Annotated in this window: 1 protein-coding gene (running past one end of the window); it reads left to right on the top strand. The window is 73.9% G+C overall.

Translation table 11 applies throughout. The features are described 5' to 3' along the window. Positions 1-21,554: the 3' portion of a type I polyketide synthase gene (locus OG294_RS07400; RefSeq protein ID WP_327065617.1), read on the top strand. 14,011 nt of this gene lie to the left of the window's left edge; only the last 21,554 of its 35,565 coding nucleotides appear in the window; the start codon falls outside the window, past its left edge; it ends in the stop codon at positions 21,552-21,554.

Below are 21,554 nucleotides of genomic sequence, written 5' to 3'. Positions count from 1 at the left end.
TGGCGCTCAGTGCCGTCGACGAGTCCGGCCGCCGCCCGCTGACCATGCACTCCCGCCCGGAGGACGCGCTCGCCGAGGAGCCGTGGACCCGGCACGCCACCGGTGTGCTCGCGCCCGGCTCGGCCGCCGCGCCCGGCTTCGAGCTGGCCGAGTGGCCGCCGGCCGGTGCGACCGCGGTCGGCGTCGAGGACCTGTACGAGCGGCTGGCCGCCGCCGGCTTCGGCTACGGCCCGGTGTTCCAGGGCCTGCGCGCCGCCTGGCGCCACGAGGGCGACGTCTACGCCGAGCTCCGGCTGCCCGAGGCCGCGCACGAGGACGCCGCCGGCTACGGCCTGCACCCGGCCCTGCTGGACGCCGCGCTGCACGCGCTCGGCCTGGACATCACCGGCCCCGAAGGCGACGAGGCCCCCAGGCAGGCCCGCATCCCGTTCGCCTGGAACGGCGTGAGCCTCTACGCGAGCGGCGCCACCGCGCTGCGGCTGCGGCTCTCCGAGCGCAACCAGGAGACGGCGGCACTGCTGCTGGCCGACGAGTCCGGACAGCCGGTCGCCTCGATCGAGTCGCTGGTCTCCCGCGAGGTCTCCGACACCCAGGTGCACGCCGCGCGCGGCGGCTTCGTGGAGTCGCTCTACCGGGTGGAGTGGGCCGCGCTGCCGGTCTCCGCCGCGCCGGCCGGCTGCTGGGCCGTGCTGGGTGCCGAGGCGTTCGGTGCGGCTGCCTTCGCCGACCTGCCCGCGCTGGGTGCGGCGGTGGACGGCGGCCTGACCGCGCCCGACGCGGTCTTCCTGACGCTGGGAGCGGCGAGCGAGGCCGGCGCCGCGGCAGTGCGCGAGGTGCTGCACCGCGCGCTCGCCGTGGTCCAGGCGTGGCTGGCGGACGAGCGGTTCGCCGGCTCGCGGCTGGTGCTGGTGACCAGCGGCGCGGTGGCGGCCGACGCGAGCGGCGTCACCGACCTGGCGCAGGCCCCCGTCTGGGGCCTGGTCCGCGCCGCACAGGGAGAGAACCCCGACCGCCTGGTGCTGCTCGACCTCGACGGCGGGGACTTCTCCCGCGAGGCCCTGTCGGCCGCGCTGGCCGCGGGCGAGCCCGAACTGGCCGTCCGTGCGGGCACCTTGCGTGCGCCGCGTCTGGCGCGGGTGGCGGCGGCGGTCGAGTCGTCGCCGGTCGAGCCGGTGCCGGTCTTCGATGCGGACGGCACGGTGCTGGTGACCGGCGCCTCCGGTCTGCTGGGCACTCTGGTGGCCCGGCATCTGGTGGCCGAACACGGGGTGCGCAGCCTGCTGTTGGTGTCGCGTCGTGGTGGGCAGGCGCCGGGGGCGGACGAACTGGTGACCGAGCTGGCCGCGTTGGGTGCCAGCGCGGTCGTCGCGGCGTGCGATGTGGCGGATCGTGACGCGCTGGCGGCGCTGCTTGCCGAGCACCCGGTGTCGGCGGTGGTGCACACCGCGGGGGTGCTGGACGACGGGATCGTCTCCTCGCTGACGCCCGAGCGGCTGGACACGGTGCTGCGCCCGAAGCTGGACGCGGCCCTCAACCTGCACGAACTGACGGACGACCTGAGCGCGTTCGTGCTCTTCTCGTCCGCCGCCGGCACGATGAGCAGCCCCGGCCAGGGCAACTACGCCGCCGCGAACGTCTTCCTGGACGCGCTCGCCAGCCGGCGCCGCGCCCAGGGCCTGGCCGCCACCTCGCTCGCCTGGGGCCCGTGGGCCGACAGCAGCGGCATGGTCGGCAGCCTGGACGAGCTCGACGTCCAGCGGATGAGCCGCGGCGGTATCCACGGGCTCTCCGCCGCCGAGGGCCTGAGCCTGCTCGACGCGGCCACCGCCACGGGCGAGGCCGCCCTGGTGCCGATCCGCCTCGATCTCGCCGCGCTGCGTGCCCAGGCGGCGGCCGGCACCCTGCCCGCCCTGCTGCGCGGACTGGTGCGGGTCCCGGCCCGCCGGGTCGCCCGGTCGGGTGCGGCCGGTGGCTCGGAGCTGACCGCCCGTCTGCTGGCGCTGCCGGCTGGTGAGCGTGAGGCCGCGCTGCTGGAGCTGGTCTGCGGTCGGGTGGCGGCGGTGCTCGGTTATGCGGATGCGGGTGCGGTGGAGGCGGGTCGGGCGTTCAAGGAGTTGGGCTTCGACTCGCTGACGGCGGTGGAGCTGCGCAACGAGCTGAACGGGGTGACCGGTCTGCGGCTGCCCGCCACGCTGATCTTCGACTACCCGAGCCCGCTGGCCCTGGCGGCCTTCCTGCTCGCCGAGCTGCTGGGCGACGCGGTGGCGACGTCCGTGACCGGCCCGGCTCCGGCTGCTGCCGATGACCCGATCGCGATCGTCGGCATGGCCTGCCGCTACCCGGGTGGTGTGGAGTCGCCCGAGGACCTGTGGCAGTTGGTCTTCTCCGGTTCGGACGCCGTTTCGGGCTTCCCGGCCACCCGTGGCTGGGATCTGGCGAGCCTCTACCACCCGGACCCGGACCACCAGGGCACCTCGTATGTCCGCGAGGGCGGTTTCCTGCACGACGCGGGCATGTTCGACCCGGCGTTCTTCGGGATCTCGCCGCGTGAGGCGCTGGCGATGGACCCGCAGCAGCGGCTGCTCCTGGAGACCTCCTGGGAGGCCGTCGAGCGGGCGGGCATCGACCCGGCGACGCTGCGCGGCAGCCGGACCGGGGTCTTCGCGGGCGTGATGTACCACGACTACGCCACCGGGATCAGCGAGCTGCCGGACGGCGTCGAGGGCTACCTGGGCACCGGTGTGTCCGGCAGCATCGCCTCCGGTCGGGTCGCCTACACCTTCGGTCTCGAAGGCCCGGCCGTGACGGTCGACACCGCCTGCTCGTCCTCGCTGGTGGCGCTGCACTGGGCGATCCAGGCGCTGCGCAACGGCGAGTGCACGATGGCGCTCGCCGGTGGTGTCACCGTGATGGCCACGCCCGAGACCTTCGTCGACTTCAGCCGCCAGCGCGGGCTCTCGGCCGACGGGCGCTGCAAGGCGTTCTCGGGCGACGCGGACGGCACGGGGTGGGGTGAGGGTGTCGGCATGCTGCTCGTGGAGCGGTTGTCGGACGCCGAGCGCAACGGGCACCCGGTGCTAGCGGTGGTGCGGGGTTCGGCCGTCAACCAGGACGGCGCCTCGAACGGTCTGACGGCGCCGAACGGTCCCTCGCAGCAGCGGGTGATCCGCCAGGCCCTGGCCAACGCGGGTCTGTCGGCCGAGAGCATCGACGTGGTGGAGGCGCACGGGACGGGGACGCCGTTGGGTGACCCGATCGAGGTGCAGGCGTTGCTGGCGACGTATGGCCAGGAGCGTTCGGCGGAGCGGCCGTTGTGGTTGGGGTCGTTGAAGTCGAACATCGGTCACACGCAGGCGGCGGCGGGTGTCGGCGGGATCATCAAGATGGTGATGGCGATGCGGCATGGTGTGCTGCCGCGCACCCTGCATGTGAACGAGCCGTCGCCGAAGGTGGATTGGGCTTCGGGCGCGGTGGATTTGCTGACCGAGGCGCGGGAGTGGCCGGCGAGCGGTGGGCCGCGTCGTGCGGCGGTGTCCTCCTTCGGCATCAGTGGCACCAACGCCCACACGATCCTGGAGTTCGCGCCGACCACCGAGGTCCGGCCGGCCGCCGCACCTGCCGGTGTGGTGCCGTTGGTGCTGTCGGCGAAGAGCGGTGCGGCGCTGGAGGGGCAGGCGGCGCGGCTGTTGACCCGGCTCACGGAGCGGCCCGAGGTCGGCCTGCTGGATGTGGGCCACTCGCTGCTGGCCTCGCGCTCGGTCTTCGAGCACCGGGCGGTGGTGGTCGCGGGCGACCGCGAGACGGCGGAGCGCGGCTTGGCGGCGCTGGCCTCGGGTGGGGTCGCGGCGGAGGTGGTGCGCGGGGTGACCGGCTCGGCGGGGAAGGTCGCGTTCGTCTTCCCGGGCCAGGGCTCGCAGTGGGCCACGATGGGTGCTCGGCTGTGGGAGGAGTCGGCGGCGTTCCGGGCCTCGATCGAGGCCTGCGGCGTGGCGCTGGCGCCCTTCGCCGACGGCTGGTCGCTGGAGGACGTCCTGCTCGGCCGGGCCGGTGAGGCGTGGTTGGAGCGGGTGGAGGTGGTGCAGCCGGTGTTGTGGGCGGTGATGGTGTCGCTCGCGGAGGTGTGGCGGGCGGCGGGGGTCCGTCCGAGCGCGGTGATCGGTCACTCGCAGGGGGAGATCGCGGCGGCGGTGGTGGCCGGTGCGCTGTCGCTGGAGGACGGCGCCAAGGTCGTCGCGTTGCGCAGCAAGGCGATTGCTGCGGGGTTGGCGGGCAGGGGCGGCATGGTGTCGGTGGCGCTGCCGGTGGCGGGGGTGCGCGAGCGCCTGGCCGGATGGGGTGAGGCGCGGGTGTCGGTGGCGGCGGTGAACGGGCCGTCGTCGGTGGTGGTGTCGGGTGAACCTGCCGCGTTGGACGAGTTGTTGGTCTCGTGTGAGGCGGAGGGGGTGCGGGCGCGGCGGGTGCCGGTGGACTACGCGTCGCACTCGGCGCAGGTGGAGTCGATCCGGGGCGAGTTGCTGGAGCTGTTGGCGGGGATCGAGCCGCGCGCTGGACAGGTCCCGCTGGTGTCGACGGTGACGGGTGAGGTGGTGGACGGTTCCGGGATGGATGCGGAGTACTGGTTCACCAATCTGCGGGCGACGGTGGAGTTCGAGAACGCGGTCACCGCGCTGCTGGCGGAGGGCTTTGGGACGTTTGTCGAGGTGAGTGCGCATCCGGTGCTGGCGATGGCGGTGCAGGAGGGCATCGAGGCGGCCGGGCGGGATGCGGTGGCGTTCGGGACGCTGCGGCGTCACGAGGGTGGTCCGGAGCGGCTGTTCGCCTCGCTGGCCGAGGCGCATGTGCGCGGGATCGCGGTCGACTGGGCGGGCTTCCTGGCCGACCGGGGCGCGCGGCGGGTCGAGCTGCCGACCTACGCGTTCCAGCGCGAGCGCTACTGGCTGGAGTCGGACGGCTCGGTCGCCCGGCCCGAGGCCGTGCTCGACGAGGTGGACTCCCGCTTCTGGGAAGCCGTCGAGCGCGGCGACCTCGCGGAGCTGACCGGCACCGCCGATCTGGACGGTGACCAGCCGCTGAGCTCGGCCCTGCCGCTGCTGTCGGCCTGGCGCCGCCGGCACCGCGAGCAGACCGTGATCGACGGCTGGCGCTACCGGGACAGCTGGCTGCCGGTCGCGGATGCCACGTCGGTTGCGCTGTCGGGCAGTTGGCTGGTGGTGGTTCCGGCGTCGTTGGCCGAGGATCCGGCGGTGCTGGGTGCGGTGGCGGTGCTGACCGGGCGCGGTGTGACGGTGCGTCAGGTCGAGGTGGATGCGGCGGTGGTCGGGCGTGGTGCGCTGGCGGAGCTGCTGGCCGGTGTGACGGCTGATGGGGTGCTGTCGTTCCTGGCGTTGGACGAGTCGGTGTCGGTGGCTGGTTCGTTGGCGTTGGTGCAGGCGTTGGGTGATGCCGGGGTGGGTGGGCCGTTGTGGTGCCTGACGCGTGGTGCGGTGTCGGTGGGTGGTGCGGAGCGGCTGGTCGGTGCGGTGCAGGCGCAGGTGTGGGGTCTGGGCCGGGTGGTGGCGTTGGAGCATCCGGAGCGTTGGGGTGGTCTGATCGACCTTCCCGAGGTGCTGGACGAGGGTGCGTTGTCGCGGCTGGCGGGTGTGCTGGCGGGTCTGGGTGGTGAGGATCAGGTCGCGGTGCGGGCGTCGGGTGTGTTCGGTCGTCGTCTGGTTCGGGCTGGGCGTGGGGAGGCGGTGGCGTGGCGGCCGTCGGGCACGGTGTTGGTGACGGGTGGCACGGGTGCGTTGGGTGCTGAGGTGGCGCGTTGGCTGGTGCGTACCGGTGCCGAGCGGTTGCTGCTGACGAGTCGGCGTGGCCTGGAGGCTCCGGGTGCGGTGGGGCTGCGGGAGGAGTTGGCCGTGTTGGGTGCGGAGGTCACGGTCGCGGCGTGTGATGTGGCGGACCGTGAGGCGTTGGCGGCGTTGCTGGCGGTGCATCCGGTGTCGGCGGTGTTCCACACGGCGGGTGTGCTGGATGACGGTGTGCTGGAGGGGCAGACGCCGCAGCGGTTCGCTGCGGTGGCTCGTCCGAAGGTGGATGCGGCGCGCAATCTGCATGAGCTGACGGACGGGTTGGACGCGTTCGTGCTGTTCTCGTCGATGGCGGGTTCGGTCGGCAGTGCGGGTCAGGCCAACTATGCGGCGGCGAACGCGTTCCTGGACGCTCTGGCGGAGCAGCGGCGGGCCGATGGTCTGGCCGCGACCTCGATCGCCTGGGGTGCCTGGGCGGAGGCGGGGTTGGCGACCGAGGAGGTGGTGGCCGACCGGCTGCGCCGTGACGGTGTGGTGGGGATGGCGCCGGCGCTGGGGATCACCGCGCTGCAGCAGGCCCTGGAGAACGGCGACGTCACTGTCACCATCGGCGACATCGTCTGGGAGCAGCTCGCCCCCGAGTTCGCGGCCGTCCGGCCCGGCAACCTGTTCGACGAGATCCCGGAGGTCCAGCGCCTGCGGGCCGCTGCCGCCCAGCCGGGCGGCACGGACACCGCCGCCGGGCCCGGCACCTCGCTGGCCGGTCGTCTGGCGGGTCTGTCGCCGGTGGAGCAGGACCGGGCGCTGCTGGAGCTGGTGCGGGCGCAGGTGGCGGCGGTCCTCGGTTACGCGGACGCGAGTGCGGTGGAGGCGGGCCGGGCGTTCAAGGAGCTGGGCTTCGACTCGCTGACGGCTGTCGATCTGCGCAACCGGATGAACGCGGCGACGGGTCTGCGGCTGCCGGCCACGTTGGTCTTCGACTATCCGTCGGCGGCCGTGCTGGCCGAGCACCTGCGCTCCGAACTGCTGGGCGCCGCACAGCCGTTGTCCACGGCCGTGCCGGCCACTTTCGCCTCGGCCGCCGGTCTCGCCGACGAGCCGATCGCCATCGTTGCCATGAGCTGCCGCTTCCCCGGCGGCGTCAGCACCCCCGAGCAGCTCTGGGACCTGCTGATCGCCGGTGGCGACGCGGTGGTGGACTTCCCGGCCGACCGCGGCTGGGACCTCGACTCGCTCTTCGACGACGACCCCGAGCAGCTCGGCAAGATCTACACCCGTAAGGGCGCCTTCCTGCAGGACGCGACCCGGTTCGACCCCGCGTTCTTCGGCATCAGCCCGCGCGAGGCGACCACCATGGACCCGCAGCAGCGGCTGCTCCTGGAGACCTCCTGGGAGGCGTTCGAGCGGGCGGGCATCGACCCCGCCGTGCTGCGCGGCAGCCAGGCCGGCGTCTACATCGGGACCAACGGCCAGGACTACATCTCGCTGCTGGGCGACGGCCAGGAGGGGGTGGAAGGGCACCGCCTGACGGGCACGGCCACCAGTGTGCTGGCCGGGCGCCTCTCCTACACCTTCGGGCTGGAGGGTCCGGCGGTCTCGGTCGACACCGCGTGCTCGGCCTCGCTGGTCGCTCTGCACCTCGCGGTGCAGGCGCTGCGCAGCGGTGAGTGCTCGTTGGCGCTGGCCGGCGGTGTCACCGTGATGTCGACGCCGGATCTGTTCATCGAGTTCAGCCGTCAGCGCGGGCTGTCCGTCGACGGCCGGTGCAAGGCGTTCGCCGGTGCGGCGGACGGCACGGGCTGGGGCGAGGGCGCGGGCATGCTGCTGGTGGAGCGGCTCTCCGACGCGCAGCGCAACGGGCACCCGGTGCTGGCGATCGTGCGCGGCTCGGCCGTCAACCAGGACGGCGCGTCCAACGGCCTGACGGCCCCGAACGGGCCCTCGCAGCAGCGGGTGATCCGGGCGGCGCTGGCTTCGGCCGGGCTGACCGCCGACCAGGTCGACGCGGTGGAGGCGCACGGCACGGGCACCCGACTGGGCGACCCGATCGAGGCACAGGCGCTGCTCGCCACCTACGGCCAGCAGCGGCCGGCCGACCAGCCGCTGTGGCTGGGGTCGATCAAGTCGAACATCGGCCACACCCAGGCGGCGGCCGGTGTCGCGGGCGTGATCAAGATGGTCATGGCGATGCGGCACGGCATGCTTCCCCGCACCCTGCACGTCGACGAGCCCACCCCGCAGGTGGAGTGGTCGGCGGGCGCGGTCACGCTGCTGACCGAGGCCACCGCCTGGCCGCAGACCGGCGCCCCGCGCCGGGTCGGCATCTCGGCCTTCGGCGTGAGTGGCACGAATGCGCACACGATCCTGGAGCAGGCACCGGAGACCGCGCCGGAGCCGGTCACCGAGGCGACGGTGTCGCCCGCGGTGCTGCCGGTGGTCCTCTCGGCGCGGGATGCGAACGCGCTCCGTGCGCAGGCCGAGCGGCTGCTGTCGGCGGTCGCGGGCGTCGAACTCGCGGATGCGGCCTACTCGCTGGCGACGACGCGCGCGGCCTTCGAGCAGCGTGCCGTGATCGTCGCCGGTGAGATGGACGAACTGCTGGGCGGGCTGGCCGCGTTGGCGGCGGGGGAGTCGGTGGCGCAGGTCGTCACGGGCTCGGTGGTGGAGGGGCGGACGGCGTTCCTGTTCACCGGTCAGGGCAGCCAGCGGGCCGGGATGGGCACTGAACTGTACGGCGCGTTCCCGGTGTTCGCCGATGCCTACGACGCGGTCCGCGGGGAGCTGGACCAGTACCTGGAGACGCCGCTCGGCGAGGCCGACGCGTTGATCGACGAGACGGCCTACACGCAGCCGGCGCTCTTTGCGCTCGAAGTGGCGCTGTTCCGGCTGGTCGAGTCCTGGGGTGTGCGGCCGGACTTCCTGGCCGGTCACTCGATCGGTGAGCTGGCCGCCGCGCACGTCGCCGGGGTCCTGTCCCTGGCGGATGCGGCGCGGTTGGTGGACGCGCGTGGCCGCCTGATGCAGGCGCTGCCTGCCGGTGGTGCGATGGTCGCGGTGCAGGCTGCCGAGGCGCAGGTGCTGTCGCTGCTCGACGGCCGCTCCGATGTCGGTATCGCCGCCGTCAACGGCCCGACGTCCGTGGTGCTTTCAGGCGCGGAGCAGGCGGTGCTCGACGTTGCGGCGCAACTGGACTGCAAGACCAAGCGCCTGACCGTCAGCCACGCGTTCCACTCACCGCTGATGGAGCCGATGCTCGCCGAGTTCCGCGCGCTCGCCGCCGAACTGACCTTCCACGCCCCGACGATCCCGATCGTCTCCACCCTCGACCAGTCCGCCGACCTGACGGACCCCGAGTACTGGGTGCGCCACGTCCGCGAGGCCGTCCGCTTCGCCGACGCGATCGCCACCCTGGAGCGGCACGGCGTCCGTACCTTCGTCGAGCTGGGCCCCGACGGCGTGCTCGCCGCGATGGGCCAGGAGATCGCCACCGCCGAGCGGACCGCCTTCGTGCCTGTTCTCCGCGCGGGCCGCCCCGAGGTCCGCAGCGCGGTCACTGCGCTCGCCCAGGCGCACGTCCGCGGCATCCCCGTCGACTGGCCGGCGTTCTTCGCAGGCACCGGCGCCCGCCGGATCGACCTGCCCACCTACCCCTTCCAGCGCCAGCACTACTGGCCCGAGCACCCGTTCGCCGGCACCGGTGACGTCGCGGCGGCCGGTCTGGCCCCCGCCGGGCACCCGCTGCTCGGTGCGGCCGTCCCGCTCGCCGCTGCCGACGGCTTCCTCTTCACCGGCCGCCTCTCGGTGCAGTCGCACCCGTGGCTGGCCGACCACGTCGTGCTGGGCTCGGTGCTGCTGCCGGGCACGGCCTTCGTGGAGCTGGCGATCCGGGCGGGCGACCAGGTGGGCTGCGAGGTGTTGGAGGAGCTGACGCTGGAGGCTCCGCTCGTCCTGCCCGAGCACGGCGGGGTCCAGGTGCAGCTCTCGGTGGAGGCCGCCGACGCCTCGGGCCGGCGCGTGGTGAGCCTGCACTCCAGGCCGCAGGACGCGCTCGCCGAGGCGCCGTGGACCCGGCACGCCACCGGTGTGCTCGCGCCCGGCTCGGCCGCCGCGCCCGGCTTCGAGCCGGCCGAGTGGCCGCCGGCCGGTGCGACCGTGGTCGGCGTCGAGGACCTGTACGAGCGGCTGGCCGCGGCCGGCTTCGGCTACGGCCCGGTGTTCCAGGGCCTGCGCGCCGCCTGGCGCCTGGGCGAGGACGTCTACGCCGAGGTCCGGTTGCCGGAGGCCGCGCACGGCGACGCCGCGCGCTTCGGCCTGCACCCGGCCCTGCTGGACGCCGCGCTGCACGCGGTGGGTCTCGGCGAGCTGTTGGCGAGCGACGGCGGCGGGCGGCTCCCGTTCGCCTGGAACGGGGTGACCCTGCACGCGACCGGCGCCTCGGCGGTCCGGGTGCGGATGTCCCCGGCGGGCCGTGACACGGTCGCGCTGGTGCTGGCGGACGAGTCGGGCCGGCCGGTCGCGTCGGTCGACGCACTGGCGATGCGCGAGGTCTCCGAGGAGCAGATCCGCGCAGCCGGTGGCGAGTTCACGGACTCGCTCTTCCAGGTGGCCTGGCAGAACCTGCCGGTGGCGGCGGCCGGTGCGGCCGGGCGCTGGGCGGCGCTGGGCGCCGAGGCCTTCGGCGCGGCTCGGTTTGCCGATCTCGCCGCGCTGGGTGCGGCGGTGCAGGACGGCCTGACCACCCCGGAGGCGGTCTTCCTGTCCCTGGACAGTGCATCGACCGTGCGTGAGGCGCTGCACGGCGTGCTCGCCGTGGTCCAGGTGTGGCTGTCGGACGAGCGGTTCGCCGGCTCGCGGCTGGTGCTGGTGACCCGGGGCGCGGTGGCGGTCGACACGAGCGGCGTCACCGACCTGGTGCACGCGCCGGTCTGGGGTCTGGTGCGCTCGGCGCAGTCCGAGAACCCCGGCCGCTTCGTGCTGCTCGACCTCGACGGTCAGCAGACGCCCGGCCCGATCGCCGGTGCCTTGGCCTCCGGCGAACCGGAGTTGGCGATCCGCGCGGGCGAGGTCCTGGTGCCCCGTCTGGCGCGGGTGGCGGCGGCGGTCGAGTCGTCGCCGGTCGAGCCGGTGCCGGTCTTCGATGCGGACGGCACGGTGCTGGTGACGGGTGCCTCGGGCACCCTGGGCACTCTGGTGGCCCGGCATCTGGTGGCCGAACACGGGGTGCGCAGCCTGCTGTTGGTGTCGCGTCGTGGTGCGCAGGCGCCGGGTGCGGACGAACTGGTGGCCGAGCTGACCGTGTTGGGTGCCAGCGCGGTCGTCGCGGCGTGCGATGTGGCGGATCGTGCTGCGCTGGCGGCGCTGCTTGCCGAGCATCCGGTGTCGGCGGTGGTGCACACCGCGGGTGTGCTGGACGACGGGATCGTCTCCTCGCTGACCCCCGAGCGGCTGGACACCGTGCTGCGCCCGAAGCTGGACGCGGCCCTCAACCTGCACGAACTCACCGACGACCTGAGCGCGTTCGTCCTCTACTCGTCCGCCGCCGGCACCTTCGGCGGCCCGGGCCAGGGCAACTACGCCGCCGCGAACGTCTTCCTGGACGCACTCGCCACCTGGCGCCGCGCCCAGGGCCTGGCCGCCACCTCGCTCGCCTGGGGCGCCTGGGCGAACGGCGGCATGATCGGCAGCCTGGCCGAGGCCGACGTCCAGCGGATGAGCCGCGGCGGTGTGCAGGGCATGTCCGCCGCCGAGGGCCTGGCGCTCTTCGACGCCGCCTGCGCCGCCGACCAGGCCGTGCTGGTGCCGATGCGTCTCGACTTCGCCGCGCTGCGTGCCGAGGCCGCGGCCGGGACCCTGCCGCCGCTGCTGCGCGGCTTGGTCCGGGTGCCGACCCGACGAGCCGTCGAAGCCGGTACCGCCGGCGCGGCGACCGGCTCCGCCCTGGTGCGGACGCTGACCGCGCTGCCGGCCGGTGAGCGTGAGGCCGCGCTGCTGGAGCTGGTCTGCGGTCGGGTGGCGGCGGTGCTCGGTTATGCGGATGCGGGTGCGGTGGAGGCGGGTCGGGCGTTCAAGGAGTTGGGCTTCGACTCGCTGACGGCGGTGGAGCTGCGCAACGAGCTGAACGGGGTGACCGGTCTGCGGCTGCCCGCCACGCTGATCTTCGACTACCCGAGCCCGCTGGCCCTGGCGGCCTTCCTGCTCGCCGAGCTGCTGGGTGACGCGGTGGCGACGTCCGTGACCGGCCCGGCTCCGGCTGCTGCCGATGACCCGATCGCGATCGTCGGCATGGCCTGCCGCTACCCGGGTGGTGTGGAGTCGCCCGAGGACCTGTGGCGGTTGGTCTTCTCCGGTTCGGACGCTGTTTCGGGCTTCCCGGCCACCCGTGGCTGGGACCTGGCGAGCCTCTACCACCCGGACCCGGACCACCAGGGCACCTCGTATGTCCGCGAGGGCGGTTTCCTGCACGACGCGGGCATGTTCGACCCGGCGTTCTTCGGGATCTCGCCGCGTGAGGCGCTGGCGATGGACCCGCAGCAGCGGCTGCTGCTGGAGACCTCCTGGGAGGCCGTCGAGCGGGCGGGCATCGACCCGGCGACGCTGCGCGGCAGCCGGACCGGGGTCTTCGCGGGCGTGATGTACCACGACTACGCCAGCGGGATCAGTGAGCTGCCCGAGGGCGTCGAGGGACACATCGGCACCGGGGTCTCGGGCAGCATCACCTCGGGCCGGGTCGCCTACACGCTGGGCCTGGAGGGCCCGGCGGTCACCGTCGACACCGCCTGCTCGTCCTCGCTGGTGGCGCTGCACTGGGCGATCCAGGCGCTGCGCAGCGGCGAGTGCACGATGGCCCTGGCCGGCGGTGTGGCGATCATGTCCACCCCGGAGGTCTTCGTGGACTTCAGCCGCCAGCGCGGGCTCTCGGCCGACGGGCGCTGCAAGGCGTTCTCGGGCGACGCGGACGGCACGGGCTGGGGCGAGGGTGTCGGCATGCTGCTCGTGGAGCGGTTGTCGGACGCCGAGCGTAACGGGCACCCGGTGCTGGCGGTGGTGCGCGGCAGTGCGGTCAACCAGGACGGTGCGTCCAACGGCCTCACAGCCCCGAACGGTCCCTCGCAGCAGCGGGTGATCCGCCAGGCGCTGACGGCAGCCGGGCTGACGGCCGATCAGGTGGATGCGGTGGAGGCGCACGGGACGGGGACGCCGTTGGGTGACCCGATCGAGGCGCAGGCGTTGCTGGCGACGTATGGCCAGGAGCGTTCGGTGGAGCGGCCGTTGTGGTTGGGGTCGTTGAAGTCGAACATCGGTCACACGCAGGCGGCGGCGGGTGTCGGCGGGATTATCAAGATGGTGATGGCGATGCGGCATGGTGTGCTGCCGCGCACCCTGCATGTGAACGAGCCTTCGCCGAAGGTGGATTGGGCTTCGGGTGCGGTGGAGTTGCTGACCGAGGCGCGGGAGTGGCCGGCGAGCGGTGGGCCGCGTCGTGCGGCGGTGTCGTCGTTCGGGATCAGTGGCACCAACGCTCATGTGGTTCTGGAGCAGGTTCCGGAGCCGGTGGTCGTGTCGGTGAGCGAGTCGGTGGCCGCGAGTGGTCCGGTGCCGCTGGTGCTGTCGGCGAAGAGTGGTGCGGCGTTGGCGGGGCAGGCTGCGCGGTTGCTGTCGCTGCTCGCGGAGCGTCCCGAGGTCGGCCTGCTGGATGTGGGCCACTCGCTGTTGGCCTCGCGCTCGGTCTTCGAGCACCGGGCGGTAGTGGTCGCGGGCGACCGCGAGACGGCGGAGCGCGGCTTGGCGGCGCTGGCCTCGGGTGGGGTCGCGGCGGAGGTGGTGCGCGGGGTGAGCGGCTCGGCGGGGAAGGTCGCGTTCGTCTTCCCGGGCCAGGGCTCGCAGTGGGCCGCGATGGCGGTCGAACTGCTGGAGTGCTCGCCGGTGTTCGCGCAGCGGATGGCGGAGTGTGCGGCGGCGCTGGCGCCGTTCGCGGACGGCTGGTCGCTGCTGGACGTGGTACGGGGTGCGGCCGGTGAGGCGTGGTTGGAGCGGGTGGAGGTGGTGCAGCCGGTGTTGTGGGCGGTGATGGTGTCGCTGGCGGAGGTGTGGCGGGCGGCGGGGGTTCGTCCGGCGGCGGTGGTGGGTCATTCGCAGGGGGAGATCGCGGCGGCGGTGGTGGCTGGTGCGTTGTCGCTGGAGGACGGCGCCAAGGTCGTCGCGTTGCGCAGCAGGGCGATTGCTGCGGGGTTGGCGGGCCGGGGCGGCATGGTGTCGGTGGCGCTGCCGGTGGCGGGGGTGCGCGAGCGGCTGTCCGCTTGGGGTGAGGAGCGGGTGTCGGTGGCGGCGGTGAATGGGCCGTCGTCGGTGGTGGTGTCGGGTGAACCGGCGGCACTGGACGAGCTGTTGGCCTCGTGCGAGGCGGATGGGGTGCGGGCGCGGCGGGTGCCGGTGGACTACGCCTCGCACTCGGCGCAGGTGGAGGCGATCCGGGGCGAGCTGCTGGAGCTGCTGGCGCCGGTTCGTCCCCGGGCCGGTGCGGTGCCGTTGTTGTCGACGGTGTCGGGCGCGTGGGTGGACGGTTCCGGGATGGATGCGGAGTACTGGTTCACCAACCTGCGGGCGACGGTGGAGTTCGAGAACGCTGTCGGCACGCTGCTCGCGGAGGGCTTTGGGACGTTCGTCGAGGTCAGTGCGCATCCGGTGCTGGCGATGGCGGTGCAGGAGGGCATCGAGGCCGCCGGGCGCGATGCGGTGGCGTTCGGGACGCTGCGCCGTCACGAGGGTGGTCCGGAGCGGCTGTTCGCCTCGCTCGCCGAGGCGCATGTCCGCGGCATCCAGGTGGACTGGTCTGGCTTCCTGGCCGACCGGGGCGCGCGGCGGGTCGAGCTGCCGACCTACGCGTTCCAGCGCGAGCGCTACTGGCTGGAGGCGCCCACGTCCGTGGCAGCCGTTGCGCCGGTCGACGAGGTGGACGCCCGCTTCTGGGAAGCCGTCGAGAGCGAGGACCTGGCCGCGCTGGCCGCGACCCTGGAGGTCGAGGGCGGCAGCGAGCTGAGTGCCGTCCTGCCGATGCTGTCGGCCTGGCGCCGGCAGAGCCGGGAGCAGTCGGTGATCGACGGCTGGCGCTACCGGATCGACTGGCTGCCGGTGGCAGACACCGGCTCGGTTGCGCTGTCGGGCAGTTGGCTGGTGGTGGTTCCGGTGTCGCTGGCCGAGGATCCGGCGGTGCTGGGTGCGGTGGCGGTGCTGACCGGGCGCGGTGTGACGGTGCGTCAGGTCGAGGTGGATGCGGCGGCGGCCGGGCGTGGTGCGCTGGCGGAGCTGCTGGCCGGTGTGACGGCTGATGGGGTGCTGTCGTTCCTGGCGTTGGACGAGTCGGTGTCGGTGGCTGGTTCGTTGGCGTTGGTGCAGGCGTTGGGTGATGCCGGGGTGGGTGGGCCGTTGTGGTGCCTGACGCGTGGTGCGGTGTCGGTGGGTGGTGCGGAGCGGCTGGTCGGTGCGGTGCAGGCGCAGGTGTGGGGTCTGGGCCGGGTGGTGGCGTTGGAGCATCCGGAGCGTTGGGGTGGTCTGATCGACCTTCCCGAGGTGTTGGACGAGGGTGCGTTGTCGCGGCTGGCGGGTGTGCTGGCGGGTCTGGGTGGTGAGGATCAGGTCGCGGTGCGGGCGTCGGGTGTGTTCGGTCGTCGTCTGGTGCGGGCTGGGCGTGGGGAGGCGGTGGCGTGGCGGCCGTCGGGCACGGTGTTGGTGACCGGTGGTACGGGTGCGTTGGGTGCTGAGGTGGCGCGTTGGCTGGTGCGTACCGGTGCCGAGCGGTTGCTGCTGACGAGTCGGCGTGGCCTGGAGGCTCCGGGTGCGGTGGGGCTGCGGGAGGAGTTGGCCGTGTTGGGTGCGGAGGTCACGGTCGCGGTGTGTGATGTGGCGGACCGTGAGGCGTTGGCGGCGTTGCTGGCGGCGCATCCGGTGTCGGCGGTGTTCCACACGGCGGGTGTGCTGGATGACGGTGTGCTGGAGGGTCAGACGCCGGAGCGGTTCGCTGCGGTGGCCCGTCCGAAGGTGGATGCGGCGCGCAATCTGCATGAGCTGACCGACGGGTTGGACGCGTTCGTGCTGTTCTCGTCGATGGCGGGTTCGGTCGGCAGTGCGGGTCAGGCCAACTATGCGGCGGCGAACGCTTTCCTGGACGCTCTCGCGGAGCAGCGGCGGGCCGATGGTCTGGCCGCGACCTCGATCGCCTGGGGTGCCTGGGCGGAGGCGGGGTTGGCGACCGAGGAGGTGGTGGCCGACCGGCTGCGCCGTGACGGTGTGGTGGGGATGGCGCCGGCGCTGGGGATCACCGCGCTGCAGCAGGCCCTGGAGAACGGCGACGTGACCGTCACGATTGCCGCCGTTGCCTGGGAGAAGGTGGCGGCCGAGACCGCCGCTGTTCGTCCGAGTCGCCTCTTCGACGAGATCCCCGAGGCCCGCACGGTCATGGAGGCCGCGCTCGCCTCGGCTCCTGCCGCGAACAGCGAGTCCTCGCTGGCCGGTCGTCTGGCGGGTCTGTCGCCGGTGGAGCAGGACCGGGCGCTGCTGGAGCTGGTGCGGGCGCAGGTGGCGGCGGTCCTCGGTTACGCGGACGCGAGTGCGGTGGAGGCGGGCCGGGCGTTCAAGGAGCTGGGCTTCGACTCGCTGACGGCCGTCGATCTGCGCAACCGGATGAACGCGGCGACGGGTCTGCGGCTGCCGGCCACGTTGGTCTTCGACTATCCGTCGGCGGCCGTGCTGGCCGAGCACCTGCGCTCCGAACTGCTGGGCGCCGCACAGCCGTTGTCCACGGCGGTGCCGGCCACTTTCGCCTCGGCCGCTGGTCTCGCCGACGAGCCGATCGCCATCGTTGCCATGAGCTGCCGGTTCCCCGGCGGCGTCAGCACCCCCGAGCAGCTCTGGGACCTGCTGATCGCCGGTGAGGACGCGATCGGCGGGTTCCCGACCGACCGCGGCTGGGACATCGAGAACCTCTACCACCCGGACCCGGACCACCAGGGCACCACGTACGCCCGCGGCGGTGGATTCCTCGACAGCGCCACGGAGTTCGACCCGACCTTCTTCGGCATCTCGCCCCGCGAGGCGCTGTCGATGGACCCGCAGCAGCGGCTGCTCCTGGAGACCTCCTGGGAGGCGTTCGAGCGGGCGGGCATCGACCCGGCGGCGCTGCGTGGCAGCCAGGCCGGTGTCTTCATCGGCACCAACGGCCAGGACTACGCGAACCTGCTCGTCGACGGCCTGGAAGGGGTGGAGGGGCACCGTCTGACGGGCACGGCCACCAGCGTCATCTCCGGCCGCCTCTCCTACACCTTCGGGCTGGAGGGTCCGGCGGTCTCGGTCGACACCGCGTGCTCGGCCTCGCTGGTCGCCCTGCACATGGCGGTGCAGGCGCTGCGCAGCGGTGAGTGCTCGTTGGCGCTGGCCGGCGGCGTCAGCGTGATGTCGACGCCGGATCTGTTCATCGAGTTCAGCCGTCAGCGCGGGCTGTCCGTCGACGGCCGGTGCAAGGCGTTCGCCGGTGCGGCGGACGGCACGGGCTGGGGCGAGGGCGCGGGCATGCTGCTGGTCGAGCGGCTCTCCGACGCGCAGCGCAACGGGCACCCGGTGCTGGCGGTCGTGCGCGGCTCGGCCGTCAACCAGGACGGCGCGTCCAACGGCCTGACGGCCCCGAACGGGCCGTCGCAGCAGCGGGTGATCCGCCAAGCACTGGTGAACGCCCGACTGACCGCCGAGCAGGTCGACGCGGTGGAGGCGCACGGCACGGGCACCCGGCTGGGCGACCCGATCGAGGCGCAGGCGCTGCTGGCCACCTACGGCCAGGACCGGCCGGCCGAACGGCCGCTGCTGCTCGGCGCGGTGAAGTCGAACATCGGTCACACCCAGGCGGCGGCCGGTGTGGCGGGCGTGATCAAGATGGTCATGGCGATGCGGCACGGCATGCTGCCCCGCACCCTGCACGTCGACGAGCCGACCTCGCACGTCGAGTGGTCGGCGGGTGCGGTCACGCTGCTGACCGAGGCCACCGCCTGGCCGCAGACCGGCGCCCCGCGCCGGGTCGGCATCTCGGCCTTCGGCATCAGTGGAACGAATGCGCACACGATCCTGGAGCAGGCACCGGAGACCGCGCCGGAGCCGGTCACCGAGGCGACGGTGGCGCCCGCGATGCTGCCGATGGTCCTCTCGGCGCGGGATGCGAACGCGCTCCGTGCGCAGGCCGAGCGGCTGCTGTCGGCGGTCGCGGGCGTCGAACTCGCGGATGCGGCCTACTCGCTGGCGACGACGCGCGCGGCCTTCGAGCAGCGTGCCGTGATCGTCGCCGGTGAGATGGACGAACTGCTGGGCGGGCTGACCGCGTTGGCGGCGGGGGAGTCGGTGGCGCAGGTCGTCACGGGCTCGGTGGTAGAGGGCCGGACGGCGTTCCTGTTCACCGGTCAGGGCAGCCAGCGGGCCGGGATGGGTGCTGAACTGTACGGCGCGTTCCCGGTGTTCGCGGAGGCGTACGACGCGGTCCGCGTGGAGCTGGACCAGTACCTGGAGACGCCGCTCGGCGAGGCCGACGCGTTGCTGGACGAGACGGCCTACACGCAGCCGGCGCTCTTCGCGTTGGAGGTGGCGCTGTTCCGGCTGGTCGAGTCCTGGGGTGTGCGGCCGGACTTCCTGGCGGGGCACTCGATCGGTGAGCTGGCCGCCGCGCACGTCGCCGGGGTCCTCTCCCTGGCGGATGCCGCCAAGCTGGTGGCCGCGCGTGGCCGCCTGATGCAGGCGCTGCCTGCCGGTGGTGCGATGGTCGCGGTGCAGGCTGCCGAGGCGCAGGTGCTGTCGCTGCTCGCCGACCGTTCCGATGTCGGTATCGCCGCCGTCAACGGCCCGACGTCCGTGGTGCTTTCGGGCGCGGAGCAGGCGGTGCTGGAGGTGGCCGGGCAGCTGGGCTGCAAGACCAAGCGCCTGACCGTCAGCCACGCGTTCCACTCCCCGCTGATGGAGCCGATGCTCGCCGAGTTCCGCGCGCTCGCCGAGCAGCTGACCTTCCACGCCCCGACGATCCCGATCGTCTCCACCCTCGACCAGTCCGCCGACCTCGCCACCCCCGAGTACTGGGTACGCCACGTCCGCGAGGCCGTCCGCTTCGCCGACGCCATCGCCACCCTGGAGCAGCAGGGCGTGCGCACCTTCGTCGAACTGGGCCCCGATGGAACCCTCACCGCACTCGCCCAGGAGTCCGCCACCGCCGAGCGGACCGCCTTCGTGCCCGTTCTCCGCGCGGGCCGCCCCGAGGCGCGCAGCGCGGTCGCCGCGCTCGCCCAGGCCCACGTCCGCGGCATCCCCGTGGACTGGTCGGCGTTCTTCGCCGGCACCGGCGCCCGCCGGATCGACCTGCCCACCTACCCCTTCCAGCGCCAGCACTACTGGCCCGAGCACCTGCCCGCTGCCGCCGCCACCCTCACCGGTGAGAGCCGGACCGGGGCGCAGGCCACGGATGCCCGGTTCTGGGAGGCCGTCGAGAGCGAGGACCTGGCCGCGCTGGCCGCGACCCTGGAGGTCGAGGGCGGCAGCGAGCTGAGCGCCGTCCTGCCGGTGCTCTCCGCCTGGCGCCGCCAGCAGCGGGAGCAGTCGGTGGTGGACGGCTGGCGCTACCGGATCACCTGGAAGCCGCTCGCCGCCGAGCCGACGGGACGCCTGAACGGCTGCTGGCTGCTGGTTGTCCCGGCCGCACGGGCCGAGGACGCCAGGGTCGCCACGACCGCACAGGCGCTGACGGCGGCGGGCGCCGAGGTCCACCGCTTCCCGGTGGAGGCCGCGGCCTGCGATCGCGCCGCGCTGGCCGAGGCGCTGCGCGCCGCGGCCGCCGGGGCCGCCGATCTGGTCGGCGTGGTCTCGCTGCTCGCGCTGGACGAGGAGCCGCATCCGACCCACCCCGTGCTGCCTGCCGGGCTGGCCGCGACCGCGGTGCTGACCCAGGCGCTCGGTGACGCGGAGATCGGCGCGCCGCTGTGGTGCGTGACCAGTGGTGCGCTGGCGACCGGTCCGGCCGACACCGCCGGCAGCCCGGCCCAGGCGCAGGTCTGGGGCCTGGGGCGGGTGGTGGCGCTGGAGCACCCGGAGCGCTGGGGCGGCCTGGTCGACCTCCCGTCGACCGTCGACCGGCGCGCGGCCACCAGCCTGGCGGCCGTCCTCGCCGACACCGACACGAGCACAGGCACAGGCACAGGCACGGGCACGGGCACGGGCACGGGCACGGGCACGAAGCCGAGCACGGGCGCAGGCGCAGCCACCGGCACGAGCGCGAGCACGGGCCCGGGCACGCGCCCGGAGGCCGGCGCCGGTGAGGACCAGCTGGCGATCCGCCGCTCGGGCGTCCTGGTCCGCCGCCTGGCGCGGGCGGCCCGGCCGCAGGCGTCCGTCCCGGCCTGGAAGCCGCGCGGCACGGTGCTGGTCACCGGCGGCACGGGTGCGCTGGGTGCCGAGGTGGCCCGCTGGCTGGCCCGCAACGGCGCCGAGCACCTGGTGCTCACCGGGCGCCGCGGTGCCGACGCCCCAGGCGCCGAAGAACTGCGCCAGGAGCTGGCGGAGTTGGGCGCCCGGGTCACCCTGGAGGCCTGTGACGTGGCCGACGGCCCGGCCGTGGCGGCGCTGCTCAAGCGCCTCACCGCGGAGGAGCCCGGCGGCACCCCGCTGCGTGCGGTCGTGCACGCGGCCGGGGTCACCCAGGACACCGCGCTGACCCACAGCGACCTGGGCGAGCTGTCCTGGGTCATGGACGCCAAGGTCTCCGGCGCGGTCCACCTGGACGCGGCGCTGGGCGAGACCGACCTGGACGCCTTCGTGCTCTTCTCCTCGATCGCCGGGGTGTGGGGCAGCGGTGGCCAGGCGGGCTACGCGGCGGCCAACGCCTTCCTGGACGCGCTCGCCGAGCGCCGTCGGGCCGCCGGCCTGGTGGCCACCTCGGTCGCCTGGGGTCCGTGGGGCGAGATCGGCATGGCGGCCGAGGACCCGCAGGCCGCCGAGCAGTTGCGCCGCCGCGGCCTGCGGGTGCTGGCGCCGGAGCTCGGCATCGCCGCCCTCCAGCAGGCGCTGGACCACCAGGAGACGGCGCTGACGGTCGCCGACGTGGACTGGGCGCTGTTCGCCCCGGCCTTCGCCGCGGCCCGGCCCCGCCCGCTGCTCGACGAGGTCCCCGAGGCCCGAGCGGCGCTGGCGGTCGGCACGCCCGCCGACGAGGGCGACGGGGCCGAGCAGTCGGCGGCCTTCGTGGAGCGGCTGCGGGCACTGCCCGCCGCCGAACGGGACCGCACCCTGCTCGACCTGGTGCGCGCCGAGGTCGCCGCCGTCCTCGGCTACGCCGGGGCCGGCGCGGTCGACGCCGACCGGGCCTTCAACGAGCTGGGCTTCGACTCGCTCACCGCCGTCGAGCTGCGCAACCGCCTCACCGTGGCCAGCGGGCTGCGCCTGCCGACCAGCCTGGTCTTCGACTACCCGAACCCCAAGGCGCTGGCCGAGCACCTGGGCGCGGAGATCGTCCCCGACGCGGTCGACTCCGCGGCGCCGGTGCTGGCCGAGCTGGACGCGCTCGACCAGCGGCTCACCGCGATGTCCGCCGACGACGCCGACCGCGCCCGGGTCACGGCCCGGCTCCAGGCGCTGATGGCGAAGTGGACCGCGACCGAGGACGCGGCGGACGGCGCCGAGGACGAGGAGTTGGCGAACGCGTCGGCCGACGACCTCTTCGACATCATCAGCCGTGAATTCGGCCGGGACTGA

Source organism: Kitasatospora sp. NBC_01302, from assembly GCF_035976515.1.
GTDB lineage: Bacteria > Actinomycetota > Actinomycetes > Streptomycetales > Streptomycetaceae > Kitasatospora.
Note: the sequence above shows the minus strand (reverse complement) of the source record. Positions and strands in the feature narration are given on the sequence as shown.